The sequence below is a fragment of the Paenibacillus sp. KS1 genome (genome assembly GCF_001680695.1).
Taxonomy (GTDB): domain Bacteria; phylum Bacillota; class Bacilli; order Paenibacillales; family Paenibacillaceae; genus Paenibacillus_B; species Paenibacillus_B suaedae.
The window spans coordinates 1-16,656 of the sequence record NZ_MAIS01000081.1; the positions used below are offsets into that span (position 1 = coordinate 1).

Genomic DNA, 16,656 nt, shown 5'->3' on the forward strand with positions numbered 1-16,656 from the left:
ACCAGCTCTGATACCAGCTCTGATACCAGCAGCTTGGCTGCATACCAATCAAGGTCAGGAACTAGCAATCCGCTGTATCCTGACCTTTTTGTATGTCCACTGCTGTATATCCCTACACTACACATCTACACATCAGCATCAGTTGAGATTTGTTTATAACCATCCCAGCTCTTGTAGCATAACTACACCGTTGCATGTGATCCTTAGTTTTTTGTTGCGGTAGTCAATGACAGAACTTCCTTCGTAACGTCCACCACCAGCTGTGGTTCATCATTGATGACCATATGCCCGCTCTTCGTCGCCACAATTAGCTTGCTGTTCATTGAAATGTCCAGCATTCTCCGCTGGCCTGCCTGCCAGATTTCCTCAAGCTTCTTCGCGCCTTGTTCTGAAATGCCTGCATTTGAGAAAGGGTGTGGAATCCCTCGTGGAATCACTCTTACCGGTATATCTCCCAGCTTCTGTCCACGAATTGCATCTTCCGTGCTCCCAAGCAGCTTCACTTCCTCCTCAACGGCATCGAAATAGCTTGGCTTCGCAATCACATTGATGAACTGCGAACGCTTTTCCTTTGCAACCAGCCCTTCCAGCAAGGAATCTTGGAACAGGCGCAGCACGCCTGAGCTCTTCATAAGTCCAAGTAAGAAAGCGGATGGCCTTTCTTGATTGGTTTCCTGCGCATAGATTGATGCTGTTTCCCGCATGTAATCCTCTGTTCTAGCGTCAATTAACACTAACCCGGTCACTTCTTCCCGATAGGTCTGAGCAAATAATCGCGCATACATGCCGCCTAAGGAATGCCCAACTAGGATGTAAGGCCCCTTAATTCCCTCTTTGTCGAGTGCTTCATGCAGTTCCCTCACTATATGTTCTCCTGTTCGTTCCGTACGCGCCTTCGTACTCCAGGCATAACCTGCACGATCATACGTCACGACAGTGGCAAATGGGGCAAGCTGTGCGGGAATGTCCCCCCAAGATAAACTCGTCTCCCCGCTTCCTGCTTCCATGATGATGGTAGGAACACCTTTCCGGCTCTCGCCAGTACGCTGCAGATGAAGCTGGTAATTGCCAGAGTCAATCTGAATAAGCTTGCCCTGCATAGGGAAGGCTTGCTCTCCGAGCTTCGAAGCAATCATTTCATACACAAATCCTGAACCAATCAGAATGATGAGGAACAAAAAAGAAAACAATAACCCTTTTTTCCAACGTGCCTTCCTTATGGTCGTGTTGCTTATGAGCTCGCTCGGCATGCCGTATCCCTTCCTTCTCCACTTTTTATTTAATACATTGTATTAAAAAGAAGTATAGCATGCTGTATAAAAACGGTAAAGCGTGTATAATAGGGACATGCCAAAAATTGTTGATCATGAAAAACGAAAAAGACTTGTTGCCGAAGCGGCTATTCGCGTCATTCAGCGCGAGGGGCTTGATCATGCAACCGTTCGAACGGTTGCGGTAGAAGCTGGTTTATCTGTTGGTTCCTTGCGTCATTATTTTTCTTCACAAGTTGAGCTATTTGCCTTTTGCATGAATATTTTTCGCGAGCAGGTGGAGGAACGTTTATCCACGCTTGTGCTCGATGATCGAATACTTCCCAGCCTGCTTCAGCTTCTGATGCAGTTCATGCCTATCGACGAAGACCGAAGAACCGAAATGGAAGCATGGCTGTCGTTTACATCCAAGACGCTCACCCATTCCGAGCTGCAACATTTAAGTCATGAATTGAATGATGGGATTTATTATGTTACCAAATACGTGATAGACCTGCTGCAGGAGAAGCAGTTGGCCAAGCCAGATCTCGACTACGAAATGGAAATTGAGAAATTATATGCGCTACTTGATGGGCTCGCCCTTCACCTCATCCTTCAGCCGCAGCGCTTGCAAGCCGAGCGTGTTGAGCGAATTCTGAATGATCATCTTCATTCATTGTGTACTTGATGGGCAAAATAATTGAAAAATGAACTCACTTCGGGGTTCAGAGTTGGGCATAGTAAAAGATCGATATCCATCCCCTGGGGTGAATAATCGGTCTTTTTCCGTTCTCTGCTCGTAGTACAATTCAAGATAATGATTCAATTAGAGGAACGATATCTCTTACGAGAAAAAGAGGCCTATCCTCGCCACCAGTCAGTGACATAAGGATAAGCCTCTCTATTCCACTATTCTATTTCACGAATTCTACTTGATACCCGTTCGCCTTCAACTGATCAACGACCATATCTTGGATCACGTAATGGCCCGCACCTACAACGACAAAGTGCGTCGCGGATCCTTCTTTATCCAACAGCTCCATTAGCTTCTTCGCCATGTTCTTGTCGCGTTCGCCAAACAAGCGCTTTGCCGAATCAGTTTGTGTCATCTCTTCCGAGCTAATGAAGGATTTCGTGAACTGATCTAGATCCGCCTTCACCCATAGCTTCTGCCAAGATTGTAACAGCTCCATAGACTCATCCGGCTTGCCTGTCGGTGTCAACATGTGATCCAATGCGTCATTCAATTCCTTCTCTTGCGTCGCAACTGGAACCTTATTGAAGATATCAGCTTGCAACTTTAAGCCTTCCAGTTCGTGAACTGGCTTGCCAGCAAGCAATGCTGAATTGATGAAGTAGGAATCAATGCCAAGTGCAGCAGCTTGCGTCATCTCTTCTGCGGAACCAGTCATGCCAGCAAGCGTAAGGCTATTCGATATGGCCCACGGCTTGAAACCGTCAAAGACATCCTTCGGCAGCTGCATTTGCTCTAATGCCTTTTGCAGCTTCGCATACGTTTCCTTCGAGACATGATCCATCAATGTTGTACCATCTGTGTACGCCATCGACTGTGTGAAGTAGTCCATATCTTTGTTGCCTAGCAAGTTAGCTTCAACCCACAACGAATCTGCCTGCTTGAAAGCATCCCGCACACTCTTCTTCATCGGATACATATCAGGAGTGCCGACATGAATCGATCCGAGCAAGTAAAGTGTATTTTGACCTTTCGTTGCCTTCCAGAGAAGCCCCTTCGCTCCACCGTCAACAGCATCATACGTGTATTCTACAAGACGGCTTGCCATAACAACCGCTTGCTCAACCGTACTTGGCTTGTCTAGGTCAAGGCCTTTGCCCGTTCCGTTAACAATCCCTTTCTTCTGGAAGAAAGCAACCGGCTCGTCCGTGCCGATGTTCATCGATTCTGGCATTTCATATTGATCCAATACCCCGTATACTGCATTGATTACTGATTCTCTCGTAATGACTTTCTCGGTTGCTGGTGCTGTGAACGTATTCTTTTTCTTTAATTCCAGTGCATCCAGCTTCGCAGAAGTTGCCTTCAAGAGTGCTTGGAACTTATCTGTTGATATTGGCTGTTGGAAAGTACCGTCTGTGTACCACGTCAGTGGGAATATTCCGTACTTTTCTCCCTCATTCAGAACGCTGATCGACCAAGAACTTACTTGCGGAGCTTTGACTGGCGCTTGATTCGCCTGTGCCGGAATGACAAATCCGAGCATTGCGACTACTGCAACGAGACCGCTGGCCAGACTACGTTTGATCTTATCCCATTTGCTAGTCTTCACCAAGATTCCCCCTTTATAGCATATATGTAGTGTAGATCTCCAAACCCTACCGATTATAGCGCTTAACCTAGTGAAAGGCAATGTTATCCTAATAGATTTGTAAACAAAATATAAAATATCTGTATGTAACAAAATTGTAGGCTTCCTAAAAATATTATAAAATCAAGCTATCTGGTTTTTAATGGAGTGGCTGTAATGAATATAGCAATATGTGATAATGATAGAAATGTTGCAAATGATATTGAGGATCTACTTTCAAACATGTCCGGAATGGAATTTTCCAGCGATGTGTTTTATAGTGGCGCTGACTTGCTAAGATGCTTGCAGGCTGGGTCACATTATCATATTTATCTGCTTGATATTGAAATGCCTGGCCAAAATGGAATTGAAATTGCTTCGGTTATCCGGGAGCAGGATCGAAATGCGATCATTATCTTTATCACAGACCATAAAGAATATGTATATGAGGTTTTTGAAGTTTTGCCGTTTCGCTTTTTAAGAAAGCCTGTAACTGCTCAAAAGTTGTCCCCCATCTTGCTGGACGCTGCGGAACACATCAAAGTGTCGAAGCAGCTATTCTTTTTTCAGATCGGGCATGACAAATACCAGCTTCGCTGCAGTGACATTCTTTATTTTGAAGGGGCAGGAAGAAGGGTAATTATCCATACCAATCGAGATACCTATGAGTTTTACGGAAAAATCGCGGAGATCCTGTCTGGGCTGGATATGAATCTGTTTTGCCGGATTCACGCCTCATTCTTAGTGAATATGGAGTACATCCGCTCCATTAACAAAATGGCTATTCATTTGCAAAACGAAGCGCAATTGCCGATCAGCAAGCGCTATCTGAACGAGGTGAAACAAGCACATCTGTCCTTCATAGAACGGAGAAGCGGCAATCCATGACTTATTTTCAGACAACTACCGATGCGATCATTTTTGGGCTTGAAGTCGTTCTTAGCATGATCGAGATTCTATTTATACTGCGTCTCTTTAACAAAGTGTTTGGAGAGGCTCGGATCAATTACATCAAGCTGTATGCAGCAGCCGCTATTGCAATGCTGGCTATAACATGCGGTTTGCGAATGGTTCTGAATCCCTTCCGCCCTGCGGCGCTTCCACCCATCACCGTACTATGCAGTATGTTCTTTTTGCTATGCTATCCGCCGAATCGCCAAAAAAAGGTGTTATATATCGGGATACTTTTAACGGTATCTTATTTCTGGCTTCTATTATACGATTTGATCGTTACACCAATCGAAGATAAGAGCATTTGGCTAACACTTATTCTATGTCACGTAGGTTTTTATCTGTTATTGGAACTTATCCGAATAACGGACAAAGGGAAACAGTGGTCTATCCCTTTTCATCTTTGGCTTTTACTTATGGCCATTACCGTAGCCAGTACGGCAGCGCTAGGCGTTATGGAATATTATATTTCCAACAGGGAGGATCCCTACTCGCTGACCGTTGAAATTCCAATTAGTCTCATATTCTTGTTCATTAACCTTTCGCTGTTTGTGGTTTTTGATAAATTCTCTACTCTAATGCATACAGAACGGGAGAACACCATGCTGGAACAGCAGGTGCAATTACAGCATAGGTATTACAAGGAACTAGAGGCCGCCCATCAGCAGGTCCGGGCACTGCATCATGATATGGGGAATTATATCAGAACTGCCGAGCAGCTGGCGGCAAAGCAGGACAACAACAACGAACTCATTGGCTTTTTAAACGCTGCATCCGGCCAGCTCAAAGAAATTGAAACCGTGATTTCAACCGGGAACCAATACTTGGATTCCATATTGAACATCAAAATCGCCGAAATGCTCCACGAGGGCGTATCCGTCGAGACAGATATTCATGTACCTTCTAGCTTAAAGCTGTCATTTGAACAAGCCGTCATTATCGTTGGGAATCTGATGGATAATGCGAGAGAGGCGTGCAGGGAATTACAGTGTGGGAAGCGTTGGGTTCGCATCAACCTGTCCTACATCAACCACACGCTATTCATCCGCATTGAGAATTCAGCGAGCCCCATTCAGAAATGGGACAACGGATTGCCTGTGTCTACGAAGAACGAACCGTTTTTCCATGGATTAGGATTAAAGAACGTGAAGAAAGCCGTGGATGAACTTGGCACCATGGATGTAGAAAGCTCAAACCATTCTTTCCTAGTTCGGATTGCTTTGTATGACAGGTAACCCAATTTTGACAAAAACCCCGTCGATTTTTTACAAGTGCATAATCTCCAAGGGATCGAGTGCTACAATCTGAATGGTTGCAGCACTCTTTTGTGTGCGAACGATTTTGCTTGTAGGTTATTGATTATCAGTTTGGCATTAAAGGAACGGGGGAAAACGATGCGTAACAAAAATAACAAGAAAAATATACTCCTGATTGGCGGACTGGCGGCAGCATTGCTTGTGAGCGGTTGTTCATCAGGCATAATAACAAACCAGATTGTAGAAAGTGTCCAAGGTCTTGAGGAATTAGAAGATACAGCCAATTTCGTGAATGAGACCGTACAAAACGCTGTCTGGGATGAAGTCGCCACAGAGATTGAGGAAGAGGAAGATCTGCAAAATATAGAATGGGACGATGTCAAGGATCGTATGGCACAAAAAAAACAGAAAATAGAAGTTCACTCCATTACCGATGGCAGTCGATTGCATACGATCACAGACAATAAGCAAATCTTCGAATTTACAAAAAACCTCCATATTGAGCGGTGGAAATACCTTCGTTCCATCCCGGAAGATGCGAAGGACTTGCTTGTCTATGTAACTTGGTCGGAAAAGACGAAAACGGTGTTTGGCAACAATACGGAGGAACTTTACGAAACCAGCCGAAACACGTTATACAAAAATAAGGATGGATACTATGTGGTAATGGAACCTCTACCTTCCCTTTCCCCCATCCGCAAATTCTACTCTGAAGTGCCTGCGAATGTGGCTGAATATCTGCTCTCTCTGGCAGAGGCGGACAATAAATAAACGAACAACGATGTTGACCTGAGAAGCTGGAACAGCGACAGCTTAGGACGAGAATATAAAGTCCTAGACTGTCGCTGTTCCATTGCGTTAACGTGTCCCGTTTAGTGTAATAGATTCTCGTTAGTTTGTTGCGTCAAAATATTCTGATAAAATCCCCACTAAAACTTGCTTATAATCGTTAATATGATAGGAAGAGTTGTCCACTTTTTTCTTAGCTATATGTAAGCCATTAAATATTTCTTCTTCTAATTCCCTTCTTGCCTTAAGAACCTGCAGAGTTCCTTCTAACCCTTTGTAACTCTGCTTTTTTCCATACCCTTGGCTTGTATAATATTCTATAAATCCCTCTGACCATTCTTGAGATCTTTCTTTTACAGCCTTTCTGAAAGAATGTTCAAGATCGTTCTGTTCTACGTAAATCAACAATGGATTCAGTTGCTCCACAATTGTTGCCAGTTCTTTGACATAACTTATAACGTCTTCCTTCTTTGCAGCATATTTAATCATCCCCATAGTTACAGGATTTTGTATAAAACAACAATCAAAAACAAAGGTGTCTGTACCATTCAAAACACTCTCCGTAAACTTCTTCCATTTCTCTGTTATCAGTTTCCTGTTCAGATCTAGTGACAATTCATACACATCATTTTTGAAAACTGCATGTAGCAATTCATCTGGAAAACGTGAATCGTATTCGTTTTTTACTTTCCGATATTCTAGGAAGTAATTGTTACCATCTTTAATCATACGATTACTCAACAAATCTTTGAACTGTTCGTGGGTACTCAATAATTCATCGAATTCATTTTCCTTAAAAAAGGCGACTCCGTCATAATCAGCAGGATGATCTATATTTCCTTCTAAAAACAGCTGAGATTTAATGTTCATTTCCGTAAGAATTTCATGAACTAGTTCAGCAGTTGTTGTTTTCCCGGATCCTGGCAACCCTTCAATCAAGACTAACTTCGATCTCATAATATAGTTCCTCCATTCGTTATTAGGAGGATAAGCAGGTAAGAATCAATAGAGATGCGGTTTCCCGCGAAAATAAAAGCGGATACCATCAGGTATCCGCAGAATGGGTTTATGATATACCTTTCCCTGCATACCCTGTAAGATTAAAGAAAAGCATGCCAAATAACATAGTCTAGACACTATTACAGGCATCTTTTCGAATTGTTAATCTTTACAGAGTAATCCACATGATAAGGTTTAATGCTCCTTTGTTTGCATCTCTATTGTTCAGATTAACATTACGCATAGATAAATACAAGTAGGGGCTTTTCATACAAGCCTACCCATTCGTATTATGAGGTCACCAGAACTTTCTGGTCGACCTCCTTTTTGTATGGTCATAAGATTAAGGTAGCTGGGGATCGAACATTTCTGCCCGTGGGACTCGGATCCCGAGTGCTCTTCCGTTCATTCCCCCTACTTGTTAAACCATGATTAAGCTAGTTGGGGCTTTGATCCCGTATCACATGCGATAATGTGGAAGACAAGAAGGTTAGGCCTTTGAATAATCGATCAGGACAGAATCTAGGATTTTCAGTCCTATGCACTACCGACTGAGCTACCGAGCCTTATGTTAAATTGAGATGATCATTGAAATTTAACCAATTATCTACTTCATTGAATACAAAAAGCCCCTCGTCCAAAGAGACGAGGAGCCGCGGTACCACCCTAAATTAGAGCCTTTAAAAATACTAATAAAAAAAGCTCTCACTTAAATGAATAACAGTTATACCGGTAACCTCTACTTACCTAAAAAGGTTTCAAGGGACTGCTCCGGAGCGAACTTCATTCAACCCTTGCATAATGTTGTTTATTTCGAGAGCTTATATGGTTAACCTCCAATTATAAAGTGAATCTTCCACCATGATAACAATAGTAAGCTTCAGCTTTAAGATTTTTAATCTCTCTCAAAGACTGTTCTGCTTTCTCAACGTTTAAACAAAAGTGTGGATTAGCAATAACCAATTCATGATTCTCATGAACAGCTGCATCACCAGTAATTACACTTTTTAAACTTGGAAAATATAATGAAATATGCCCTGAAGTATGCCCTGCTGTTGCTACTACTCTACATTTGTTATCTAGGATCATATCACCATCATGTACCTTTTCATCAATTGAAACATGCTTTAAATTCTTTAATTGCTGTATAAACCATTTACCAAATTCGATTTCTTCATTTGTCATATTTTCTAGCATTTCTTCGGCTTGAACCAATCTCTCTGACTTCATTTCACCACTAATGTATTTTGATTCAATTTCACTAGCTATAATGTTAATCCAAGGATACTTTTCTTTGAAGTCATATAAGGAGCCTATATGATCATCATCATAGTGAGTAATGATTATATTCTTTAAATCCTTCATTTCATATCCACTTTTTATAATTTCATTTTCAACTAAAGTTAAAAAATTTGTATACCCTGTATCGACCAAGGTTAATTCATTATTCAATATAATTAAGCTAGGATAAATGGTTTCTTTTTGTCCATTAAATTCAAATTCAATTGGTATTTCTATTATCTTCATTTTTATTCCTCCATACTGCATATTTGTGAAACATTCGATTACCGAGTATTCTAACCATTTAAAAATTTTTAATCATTAACCTGATCCAACGGGTGAATAACAGGTAAACCAAGCAAATTGAAAATCGTTATTTCTTTCGGTACAATTAATTTCAAACATCGTATGATTCCAACCGAAGGAGCGATCACTTGCGTAAAGATACCAAAACCATCGGCGAGGTGGCCAAGCTGCTGGGCACGACCGTTAAAACCGTCCGTTATTATGACGACATTGCTCTATTGAAACCATCGAGCCACAGTGAAGGCGGACATCGGTTATATACTCCTGAAGATATTTCCCAGCTGCGGCTGATCACAACGCTGCGCTATCTGGACTTCGGCATTGATGAGATCCGCCAAGTAATGGACGGAGAGATTCAGCTCACTACAGCACTCAACTGGCAGATTGAAGCGCTGGAGACCCAGGTCAGTACGCTGACCAATATGATTTCGATTCTTCGCCAAGCCAAGGAGCATGATTCAACAGGCACTTCCCTGCATTACATGAATGAGCTGGTCGACTCTTTGTCCATGAGTGCAGATAAGCGAAAGCGGTTCATCTCCAAGAAAATAGAAGAAATACAGGCGCTCGGCCAATTGCCGTCCGAATGGCAGGATACCTTTTTATATTTGTTCAATAAATATATTGTCAATGAAGTTAAAGTGACAGCTGGGCAAACCGTAGCTTGGAACGAACTGCAAGCGCTTATGAACGATTCGCAGTACATGGAGGATCTTGTCCGTTACGAACTGCCCTTTTTCAATATGGTCAGGCACCCCCGCTTTCCCGCTGCGGCCTGGATCAGAACGCTGGAGAACCTCCGGGTCCGGGTGGAAGCGGCCCTGCAACAAAGATTATCAGCAGACAGCGCTGTTGTACAAACTATTGTTGAAGATTTTGTGATGATGTATGCGAGTCCGGAACAGTTCAGCGATAAAGCCGCCTTTTTCCGCCAATACGCTCAATCCATGCTTCATGCTCCTACCGAACGGATGGAACGCTTCAATATACTGTGCCTGCATCTCAATTCCAAATGGGACGTCGTTGTAAGAGGCAACGCCTTGCTGATGCAAGGATTACAATGGAGACTCAGACAGGAGGACGCTCATTCCGCTCCTTGTTGAAGTGTATACTCCGGATGGTCTCCAAGGTTACGGTCCAAATATTGCAAGGGCTGCCCTTTTAGATAATGGTCAAAAAAATCAAGCGTGTACTCGTTAATCAGCTCATGTGTTCTGCGCACGTCCACCCCTTCCATCCATTCAAACAAGGGGGTGAGCAGATACAGGTCCGAGAAACTCATATGTTTGCTGTGCTTAAAAGTCATCCAATAGTTCCCGGCAGCGGTTACCGGCTCATACCGGGCAAACAGCTCATCATAGTAGGCTGCAATCTCTTTCCTGTCCGTTCCCAGTGCGGCAATCTCTGCATCGCCGGTGTGGTCCACCCCTTTTAACGTGTCATCAGCACTCATGAGCAGGAAAGGCTTCTTCAAGCCGTCTGCAGGAATCCGCTTTTCACCGTAAAGCACACCATCCATATCAATACCCGCTTGTATTCTGGAATCGTCCAGCAGCATTTGCACCGTCGTGGCTCCCCCAAAGGAATGGCCGAACATGCCCACATGTTCAAGATCGATCCGGCCGGTAAACAGTCCGCCAGGGTCATTCGCAGACAATGCCTCGATTTGGTCAAGTACAAACTTCGCATCTTCCACCCAGACTTGATTTCGCCCGTCCATAAAAGAATACTTCATTTGTTCATAGCCCGTCTTGCCTTCCGAATCAAACTTCACCACATGCTGGTCTGGAAATACGGAAGCCACGCTGCTATAGGCATGTTCAATCCCTACGACAATATAGCCGTGGCTTGCCAATTGCTCGACTTGAAACGTGTTCTGATTCTTGTAGCCCATAAATCCATGCGAGAACAAAAGCACGGGATATTTAGATTCCGTATCCGCCAGCCCGGCATTTGCAATAGCATGGGTGTTGACCAGCTTCAACCCTGAGAATAAAAACTCTGGCAGCTGCAAAAATTCATGCAGTCCTTCTACATACGGAGCAGGATCAGATAAATATGGCGCCGCTTTCCCTGTAGCCTCCGAACTTGCCGGATACCAGATTTGAACCATTAATTCGCGGGAATCACCGGAGGCTTCAGTAAACTTTTCTTCCCGTGCAGAATCGGTCCAATGGTAGGTCACTGTTCCTATGGCGTAGGGGCCTGTAGGTTCCGCAAAAGAAAATACAGGGAACAGGAGCGGCAGAACAATGGCCACGGCAGCATAAACCACCGCAACTCCCCCAAAGAGTACTGTCTTCCATCGCCGCCGCGGCTTGCTTGATGATTTTGCTGCGGATCGGAAGAAAAGTCTTGCTCCTCCCGCAATCGCCCATAGTGTGATCAGATACACCGGAATCATCGGCCACCACAATCCTTCCACGAATGCATGGACAAGCAGCAAAACAGCACATATGCCGCCGCCTATCAGCCACTCGCGCTGTGATTTGGGACGCCCCAGGGTTAACCGCCCCATCAACAGTACATTAAATACGACAAGCACGATTTCAATTAATCTCATGATCTATAATCCTCCTTGGATTTCTCTTCTGGCTGCCGCCTGAATCCAAGTATAAAACCTCCTGTTAGAGGAGAATCAAGACTCTTGGTTAGTAATAAACCCATTGTTATTTAGTTAAACATGGATACGGCTTAAGAAAGTAGTCTACTTTTTGTAAAACTGAGTTAGTAAATGCTGCAAAAGTATGTAGTACAATCCACTTGGAAATGATATTCCACATCAGAATTTCATTCCTTCTTTTTAACAAAACTGCCCGTTCGTATTATAAGGTCAACCAGTTCTTTCTGGTTGATCCTTTTTTCATTAGCTTTGAGAATTGAGGTAGCCGGGTCGAACGTACCTGCCCGTGGGACTTGATCCCGAGCGCTATAATGTTCACCCCTACTTGTCATGACCATGATTGAGGCTGGTTGGGACTTGAGATCCCGTATAACAAGCGATGCTATGGAGCGACAAGATGAAATCACAGGGGCTGCCGGTAAAACTAACTTAGGAAGGTGAATTGAATGAATCCAGTGATTGGTCTGGATATTTCTAAAGATGAAAGCCATGGACAATCCTTTTTAGAACGAGGTAAACCGTACAAAGGGACGTTTCAATTCGAACATACCCAAGAAGGGCTGGCGAAGCTACTTCAAGCTATTCAGAATGTTGAAAAAGCTTCTGGACTACGTCCTTTGCTAGTTCTCGAAGCACCTGGTCATTACCAAAGTCCCGTTGTTCAGTTCTTAGAGGAGCATCATTATTTGTATATTGTCATTAATCCACTCATCTCAAATCGGCTTAGAAAGTCCAACCTTCGTAAAGTGAAGACGGATGCTGCTGATGCTTTTCTGTTTTTCAACAAACCATGTACTCTAGTCACTTGATCAATCTAAAAGTTTTGATTTCACTCATTATTCAGTACCAAGAGCATCTATCTCGATTGGAAGAGAACATAGATGCTCTTGCTAAAGAAATTGAAGAATATGATTTAATCCAGTCGATTCCCGGTATTGGTAATAAAATTGCGGCAACAATTTTATCGGAAATTGGAGAAGTCGACCGTTTTGATCATCCAAAGAAACTAGTAGCCTTTGCAGGCATTGACCCAAGTGTATTCGCTTCAGGAAAGTTTACGGCAACACGGAATCGAATTACCAAACGTGGTTCCCGGCAACTTCGTTATGCGTTAGTTATGGCTGTCCAGTGTGGACTCATCCGTTCTCGTAATATGCGACTTAAAGATTTCTATGATCGCAAGAGAGCCGAAGGGAAGCCTCATAAAGTAGCTCTGATCGCATGTGCGAATAAACTGGTTCATTGGCTTTATGTCATCCTTAAAAGTAAAAAACATTCCGTTCTGCTTAATCATTTCATGTTGGTATAACCTTCCAAAACAAAGGGATTGGAAGGTTATTTGTCATACTTATTTTTCACTATACCACATGACTGAGGTTCACTTTACTGGTAATCTTGACAAGCTATTAGCTGGTATAGTTGAACAAAGTTACCCTTGCACGTTCGTCTCGTTAAGCCTTACTATCTTTTTCAAAAACATCATTTGTCCAATATGATACGCATTATGGATACACAAATTTGAAACGACGTTCCACCACTGAGCATTGAAGTAGGAAGGGATTCTACCTTCTAGTTTTGACACTTCACAATTAGCAATAATGTCACGCCAATCGGAAAAGCCATTACTTAATCGGTGAATGGTTTTACACCAACTTTCTTCGTTTATCTTTAGGTGATCCAACCCAAATGTTTCTTTATTATTTACATTTCCATTTTCAAACATTTCATCATTAATAAAACGTGTTAGCCACATCTCGTTCCAGAAAATGAGGTGGTTCGCGATCTCCCAGATGGAATGTGGATGACCTGCTGTTTTCCAGATCGCTTCAGCAACTGATATATCATCTAAAATTGTTTTAGACGATTTAAACCAACTCTCATCATCATGACAAGCAGCCAGTTGATCGAGTAGAACTTCCTTCACACTAGTTATTATTACCACCCCAAGTTTGTTTTGTTTGACCCCTAAGTTTTTAATCTCTAAAGTTAATAATATTCTATTTTCTTCCACATTATCCTGCCCGTTAGCTTAATGATTAATTTGACTCGTCTTTATAATGAAAATGTTCGTGATGAATAGCATCCATTCCAACTAACTTTCCACTCTTTTTATGGAAATACGAAAAGTCTTTATTTATCGGCATCCGAAGTAGCTGATAATTATTATCTCTGGGCATGGCTTCAATTTGGTTAATAGCTAATTCGCGTGTTGTAAATAGTCCAACTGGAAAGAAATTAGGGAATGGCTTTGAACTATCGGCTACAAATATCCCCCAAACAAATGTATCATCCATTGTCCCCGTCCACCTTACATACTCAATAGTTATACTAAAGTACCAGTTAGTTGAATGACAAATATTTATCTGCTTTACAACTTAAAGCGAAGAAATCGCTGGCTGTTTTTGCGCAGAATAATTATTTCCCTATGATTTAGTCATTTATTTAACCATCGACTTAACAATGTATTCGCGTACAAAATCCAAAGGTCTGATGGTATTGTCCAACGTGCTTGTACACACGATAATTACCAGTCTTTTTTCAATGGAAGATGAAAGTCTAAGCTATATGGGCCGTTTTCTAATTTTAATAACATTTCATGAATATCTTTGCGTTCTCTTGCATCATTCGTTTTTCCATTCAAGTCCTCTTTAGACCAAAAACTATATCCAAGCAAGTAGCTTTGCCCCATTTCATCAAAACTCGAATAAACTCTTTGCAGTATTTCTGCAGCTTGTAAACATAGATCCAATGCTTCTTCTTTCGTATAGATACCTGCAATATAGCACATGGAAGCTACATGGATAAGTCTAACTAAATCCCAAGCCAAAACCCCTTTATCGCCCATTTTTTCTTTTATAACATGACACAATTCATATCTAAATGGGTCTGCTACTTCTTTGGATTTTTTTAATTCTTCTATGTACTGTACATTCGTCTTGCCGGAAAATAATAATTCCATAACTTCATCTGCTTCTTCTCTGGATTCAATTCCCCAATCTGCTGCTAAAATAGAAAATTCATCTTCTTTAGCCCCTTCGGTAGGAACCAATCCGCCAAACACTCCCAAATCCCTCCATGTTGCTACAGCAAAAATAGCATACGCCGCATTAAACCATTTAATTGTCTCACTTGTTTCTTTATTGCTTAATAGTGGCCTCCATTCTTGTTCAAACAATTTTTCAAGCTTTTCTACACCCCTGCCTAATAAAGACTTCGTTAAATCTAATCTCCATTCTTCTCCATCGGCACTTTTAAATAATATAACAAATCTTTTTTCGCATAATCTGTAAGGCTCTGCGATGAAAATATTAATTATATTCTCGAAGTTTACTTTTTCTTTAATACTTACATTTTGAAAATAGAAACCGTCATTGTAGGCGATAAAAATAATAGGTTTCTTAAAAAATCTTCTACGCTCTAATTTAAATATCTCTTTGCTGATTACACTCACCAATTCGTCATCTCCTTTTAAACACCCTGTTTTCCTTTATTATATATATTGGGTTGTCAACAGTAAATTTCAGACAGGATTTTTTAAAGGCTTCTTGGTGATACGGAACAGGCGTCAGATATCCCAGCGTTCGTAAATTCGATGTTTATTAAACCAGTTGACATAATCGTATAGCTCCAATTCCAGATGGTGAAGATTCGACGGATGTCCCCGCCCAAAATGAGGATTGCTAATAATCAACAAAAAATGGGCTATCATCTTGTGGATAGCCCATCAAATCAACTTTTCCTTTTATTCTTGGTACTCTGGGTGATTGTGTCGTTTACATCCGAACAAGTAACAGCCCGAGCTCATTGAAGTGTTAAATTCCATCGAGGGAATAAATCCTAATGAAATTTTCTCAAACATATGCTCATATTCTTTTTTCTCATCAAGCAATTGCTTAATGTGCTCTTCTTTCTCCCTTTCTGTCCAATCCTCGTCACAATCATCTTCATGAGCTTCTTTTATTTCCTCAATTTTTTGTTGAATTACTTCATTCAAGATGTCACGAGCTCGATTTTCATTTTGGGTTTTACATAAAGCATATACGAATCTACTAACCCAGTCTGGTGTTTTCCAATACTGTTCCCAACCTTTGTCAAACCAATAAATAGACTCATTGAAACAGCCTAATTCAAGATATAACTCTGCAACTTCTACATCACCGACAAAATCATCATCATCTTCAGAAAATACATCTAGTTTCTTCTTCGCTTCTATTTTTCTCCCAAGCTCGATTAAGCACTTAACATGACTGTACATTGCATAATCAGAATTTCGGGAACATTGAAGGAAAAAGTCTGAAGCTTCTTGTATTTGTCCAAGATGATATTTGGCAATAGCCAAATTGTTATAAGCTTCATTTGAAGGGTGTATGATCAAAGATTGGTTCAAGGCATCTGCGGCCTGTTGCCACATTTCCTTCTCAACATAAATTTCCCCCAAAATATTGTAAGGAAAATGAGATGAAGGACTTAATTCAATAGCCTCTTTGATAAGTATCAGGGCTGTTTCCTTGTCACATTCTTCATGCAGATATATCCATGCAAGGTTATTTAATGATTGTACATTACGTGATTCCCTTACGGCTTCATGGAAAAGATCTAAAGATTTGTCATATTCATTACTTTCTAAATATTCAATAGCTTTTTGATTGGCACTCAACGAATGTTTTCCCCTTTATAATCATCATTTTCCTTGTTCAACAGCCCTCAAGACCTAGCCAACATCCTCTGTCACCACTAACATGCTTGCCGACGGCGGAATAACAAGGTTGTTCCCCATACAAAGACGGCCGTCACTGCCAAAAGAGCTGCTAATGCAGCTATCGGATATAGGACAGGCCGACTCCCTAGTAGAGAATCGGCGGAAATCATCATATCGA

At 41.7% G+C, this 16,656-nt stretch carries 16 protein-coding genes and 1 pseudogene; 6 read left to right on the forward strand and 11 right to left on the reverse strand.

Features of this window, described 5'->3' with window-relative positions; genetic code table 11:
* Positions 1-203: 203 nt before the first annotated feature.
* Positions 204-1,250, reverse strand: a complete 1,047-nt coding sequence (locus BBG47_RS21810; protein ID WP_065293481.1) for an alpha/beta hydrolase — start codon at positions 1,248-1,250, stop codon at positions 204-206.
* Positions 1,251-1,347: 97 nt separating this feature from the next.
* Here BBG47_RS21810 and BBG47_RS21815 point away from each other — a divergent pair, with 97 nt between their 5' ends.
* Positions 1,348-1,938, forward strand: a complete 591-nt coding sequence (locus tag BBG47_RS21815) for a TetR/AcrR family transcriptional regulator (RefSeq protein ID WP_065293482.1) — start codon at positions 1,348-1,350, stop codon at positions 1,936-1,938.
* Positions 1,939-2,164: 226 nt separating this feature from the next.
* On the opposite strand, the gene BBG47_RS21820 is transcribed toward BBG47_RS21815, so the two are convergent.
* A complete protein-coding gene (locus BBG47_RS21820; RefSeq protein ID WP_065293483.1) occupies positions 2,165-3,556 on the reverse strand; it encodes a TraB/GumN family protein in 1,392 nt (463 codons plus the stop codon).
* Between the two features lie 195 nt (positions 3,557-3,751).
* Here BBG47_RS21820 and BBG47_RS21825 point away from each other — a divergent pair, with 195 nt between their 5' ends.
* The 3 genes from BBG47_RS21825 to BBG47_RS21835 all read left to right on the forward strand — a co-directional run bounded on the left by BBG47_RS21825 (position 3,752) and on the right by BBG47_RS21835 (position 6,552).
* Positions 3,752-4,462 carry a LytR/AlgR family response regulator transcription factor gene (locus BBG47_RS21825; RefSeq protein ID WP_065293484.1) on the forward strand — a complete coding sequence of 237 codons (711 nt, stop codon included), beginning with the start codon at positions 3,752-3,754 and terminating at the stop codon, positions 4,460-4,462.
* Positions 4,459-5,760 carry a sensor histidine kinase gene (locus BBG47_RS21830; RefSeq protein ID WP_065293485.1) on the forward strand — a complete coding sequence of 434 codons (1,302 nt, stop codon included), beginning with the start codon at positions 4,459-4,461 and terminating at the stop codon, positions 5,758-5,760. The genes BBG47_RS21825 and BBG47_RS21830 overlap by 4 nt, the downstream gene beginning before the upstream one ends.
* Positions 5,761-5,919: 159 nt before the next feature.
* Entirely contained in the window at positions 5,920-6,552 is a 633-nt protein-coding gene (locus tag BBG47_RS21835) for a hypothetical protein (RefSeq protein WP_065293486.1), read from the forward strand.
* A 120-nt stretch (positions 6,553-6,672) separates the two neighbouring features.
* Here the strand turns inward: BBG47_RS21835 and BBG47_RS21840 are convergent, their stop codons facing one another.
* The gene (locus BBG47_RS21840) at positions 6,673-7,527 is read right to left on the reverse strand and encodes a P-loop NTPase family protein (protein WP_065293487.1); all 855 of its coding nucleotides are present in this window, start codon (positions 7,525-7,527) and stop codon (positions 6,673-6,675) included.
* Between the two features lie 882 nt (positions 7,528-8,409).
* Positions 8,410-9,096, reverse strand: a complete 687-nt coding sequence (locus BBG47_RS21850; RefSeq protein ID WP_065293488.1) for an MBL fold metallo-hydrolase — start codon at positions 9,094-9,096, stop codon at positions 8,410-8,412.
* 188 nt (positions 9,097-9,284) lie between these two features.
* Between BBG47_RS21850 and BBG47_RS21855 the strand changes: the two genes are divergently transcribed.
* Complete coding sequence (locus tag BBG47_RS21855) at positions 9,285-10,259, forward strand: MerR family transcriptional regulator (protein ID WP_065293489.1); 975 nt, start codon at positions 9,285-9,287, stop codon at positions 10,257-10,259.
* Here BBG47_RS21855 and BBG47_RS21860 read toward each other — a convergent pair.
* Positions 10,241-11,719 (reverse strand): alpha/beta hydrolase family protein, encoded by a 1,479-nt coding sequence (locus tag BBG47_RS21860; RefSeq protein WP_065293490.1) that lies wholly within the window; start codon positions 11,717-11,719, stop codon positions 10,241-10,243. The two genes, BBG47_RS21855 and BBG47_RS21860, sit on opposite strands and share 19 nt — an antisense overlap.
* Positions 11,720-12,225: 506 nt before the next feature.
* On the opposite strand from BBG47_RS21860, the pseudogene BBG47_RS21865 reads away from it, so the two are divergent.
* Positions 12,226-13,088: pseudogene (locus BBG47_RS21865) on the forward strand (IS110 family RNA-guided transposase).
* 120 nt (positions 13,089-13,208) lie between these two features.
* Here the strand turns inward: BBG47_RS21865 and BBG47_RS21870 are convergent.
* The 6 genes from BBG47_RS21870 to BBG47_RS30090 form a co-directional block, all read right to left on the reverse strand.
* Positions 13,209-13,790 (reverse strand): DinB family protein, encoded by a 582-nt coding sequence (locus BBG47_RS21870; RefSeq protein ID WP_065293491.1) that lies wholly within the window; start codon positions 13,788-13,790, stop codon positions 13,209-13,211.
* A 25-nt stretch (positions 13,791-13,815) separates the two neighbouring features.
* Positions 13,816-14,073, reverse strand: coding sequence for a hypothetical protein (locus BBG47_RS21875; RefSeq protein ID WP_021261728.1), 258 nt, complete (start codon positions 14,071-14,073; stop codon positions 13,816-13,818).
* Between the two features lie 230 nt (positions 14,074-14,303).
* Positions 14,304-15,230 carry a DUF1266 domain-containing protein gene (locus BBG47_RS21880; protein WP_175400609.1) on the reverse strand — a complete coding sequence of 309 codons (927 nt, stop codon included), beginning with the start codon at positions 15,228-15,230 and terminating at the stop codon, positions 14,304-14,306.
* A 114-nt stretch (positions 15,231-15,344) separates the two neighbouring features.
* Entirely contained in the window at positions 15,345-15,488 is a 144-nt protein-coding gene (locus BBG47_RS31260) for an IS3 family transposase (protein ID WP_368072458.1), read from the reverse strand.
* A 33-nt stretch (positions 15,489-15,521) separates the two neighbouring features.
* Positions 15,522-16,436, reverse strand: a complete 915-nt coding sequence (locus BBG47_RS21885; protein ID WP_065293493.1) for a tetratricopeptide repeat protein — start codon at positions 16,434-16,436, stop codon at positions 15,522-15,524.
* A 77-nt stretch (positions 16,437-16,513) separates the two neighbouring features.
* On the reverse strand, positions 16,514-16,651 hold the full coding sequence (locus BBG47_RS30090; protein WP_175400610.1) for a hypothetical protein: 138 nt from the start codon (positions 16,649-16,651) through the stop codon (positions 16,514-16,516).
* Positions 16,652-16,656: the final 5 nt, after the last annotated feature.

Bases quoted from the DNA above. Each gene is read 5' to 3' on its own strand.
- BBG47_RS21810 (WP_065293481.1), bottom strand. From the start codon at position 1,250: ATGCCGAGCGAGCTCATAAGCAACACGACCATAAGGAAGGCACGTTGG.
- BBG47_RS21815 (WP_065293482.1), top strand. From the start codon at position 1,348: ATGCCAAAAATTGTTGATCATGAAAAACGAAAAAGACTTGTTGCCGAA.
- BBG47_RS21825 (WP_065293484.1), top strand. From the start codon at position 3,752: ATGAATATAGCAATATGTGATAATGATAGAAATGTTGCAAATGATATT.
- BBG47_RS21830 (WP_065293485.1), top strand. From the start codon at position 4,459: ATGACTTATTTTCAGACAACTACCGATGCGATCATTTTTGGGCTTGAA.
- BBG47_RS21835 (WP_065293486.1), top strand. From the start codon at position 5,920: ATGCGTAACAAAAATAACAAGAAAAATATACTCCTGATTGGCGGACTG.
- BBG47_RS21840 (WP_065293487.1), bottom strand. From the start codon at position 7,527: ATGAGATCGAAGTTAGTCTTGATTGAAGGGTTGCCAGGATCCGGGAAA.
- BBG47_RS21850 (WP_065293488.1), bottom strand. From the start codon at position 9,096: ATGAAGATAATAGAAATACCAATTGAATTTGAATTTAATGGACAAAAA.
- BBG47_RS21860 (WP_065293490.1), bottom strand. From the start codon at position 11,719: ATGAGATTAATTGAAATCGTGCTTGTCGTATTTAATGTACTGTTGATG.
- BBG47_RS21875 (WP_021261728.1), bottom strand. From the start codon at position 14,073: ATGGATGATACATTTGTTTGGGGGATATTTGTAGCCGATAGTTCAAAG.
- BBG47_RS31260 (WP_368072458.1), bottom strand. From the start codon at position 15,488: ATGATAGCCCATTTTTTGTTGATTATTAGCAATCCTCATTTTGGGCGG.
- BBG47_RS30090 (WP_175400610.1), bottom strand. From the start codon at position 16,651: ATGATGATTTCCGCCGATTCTCTACTAGGGAGTCGGCCTGTCCTATAT.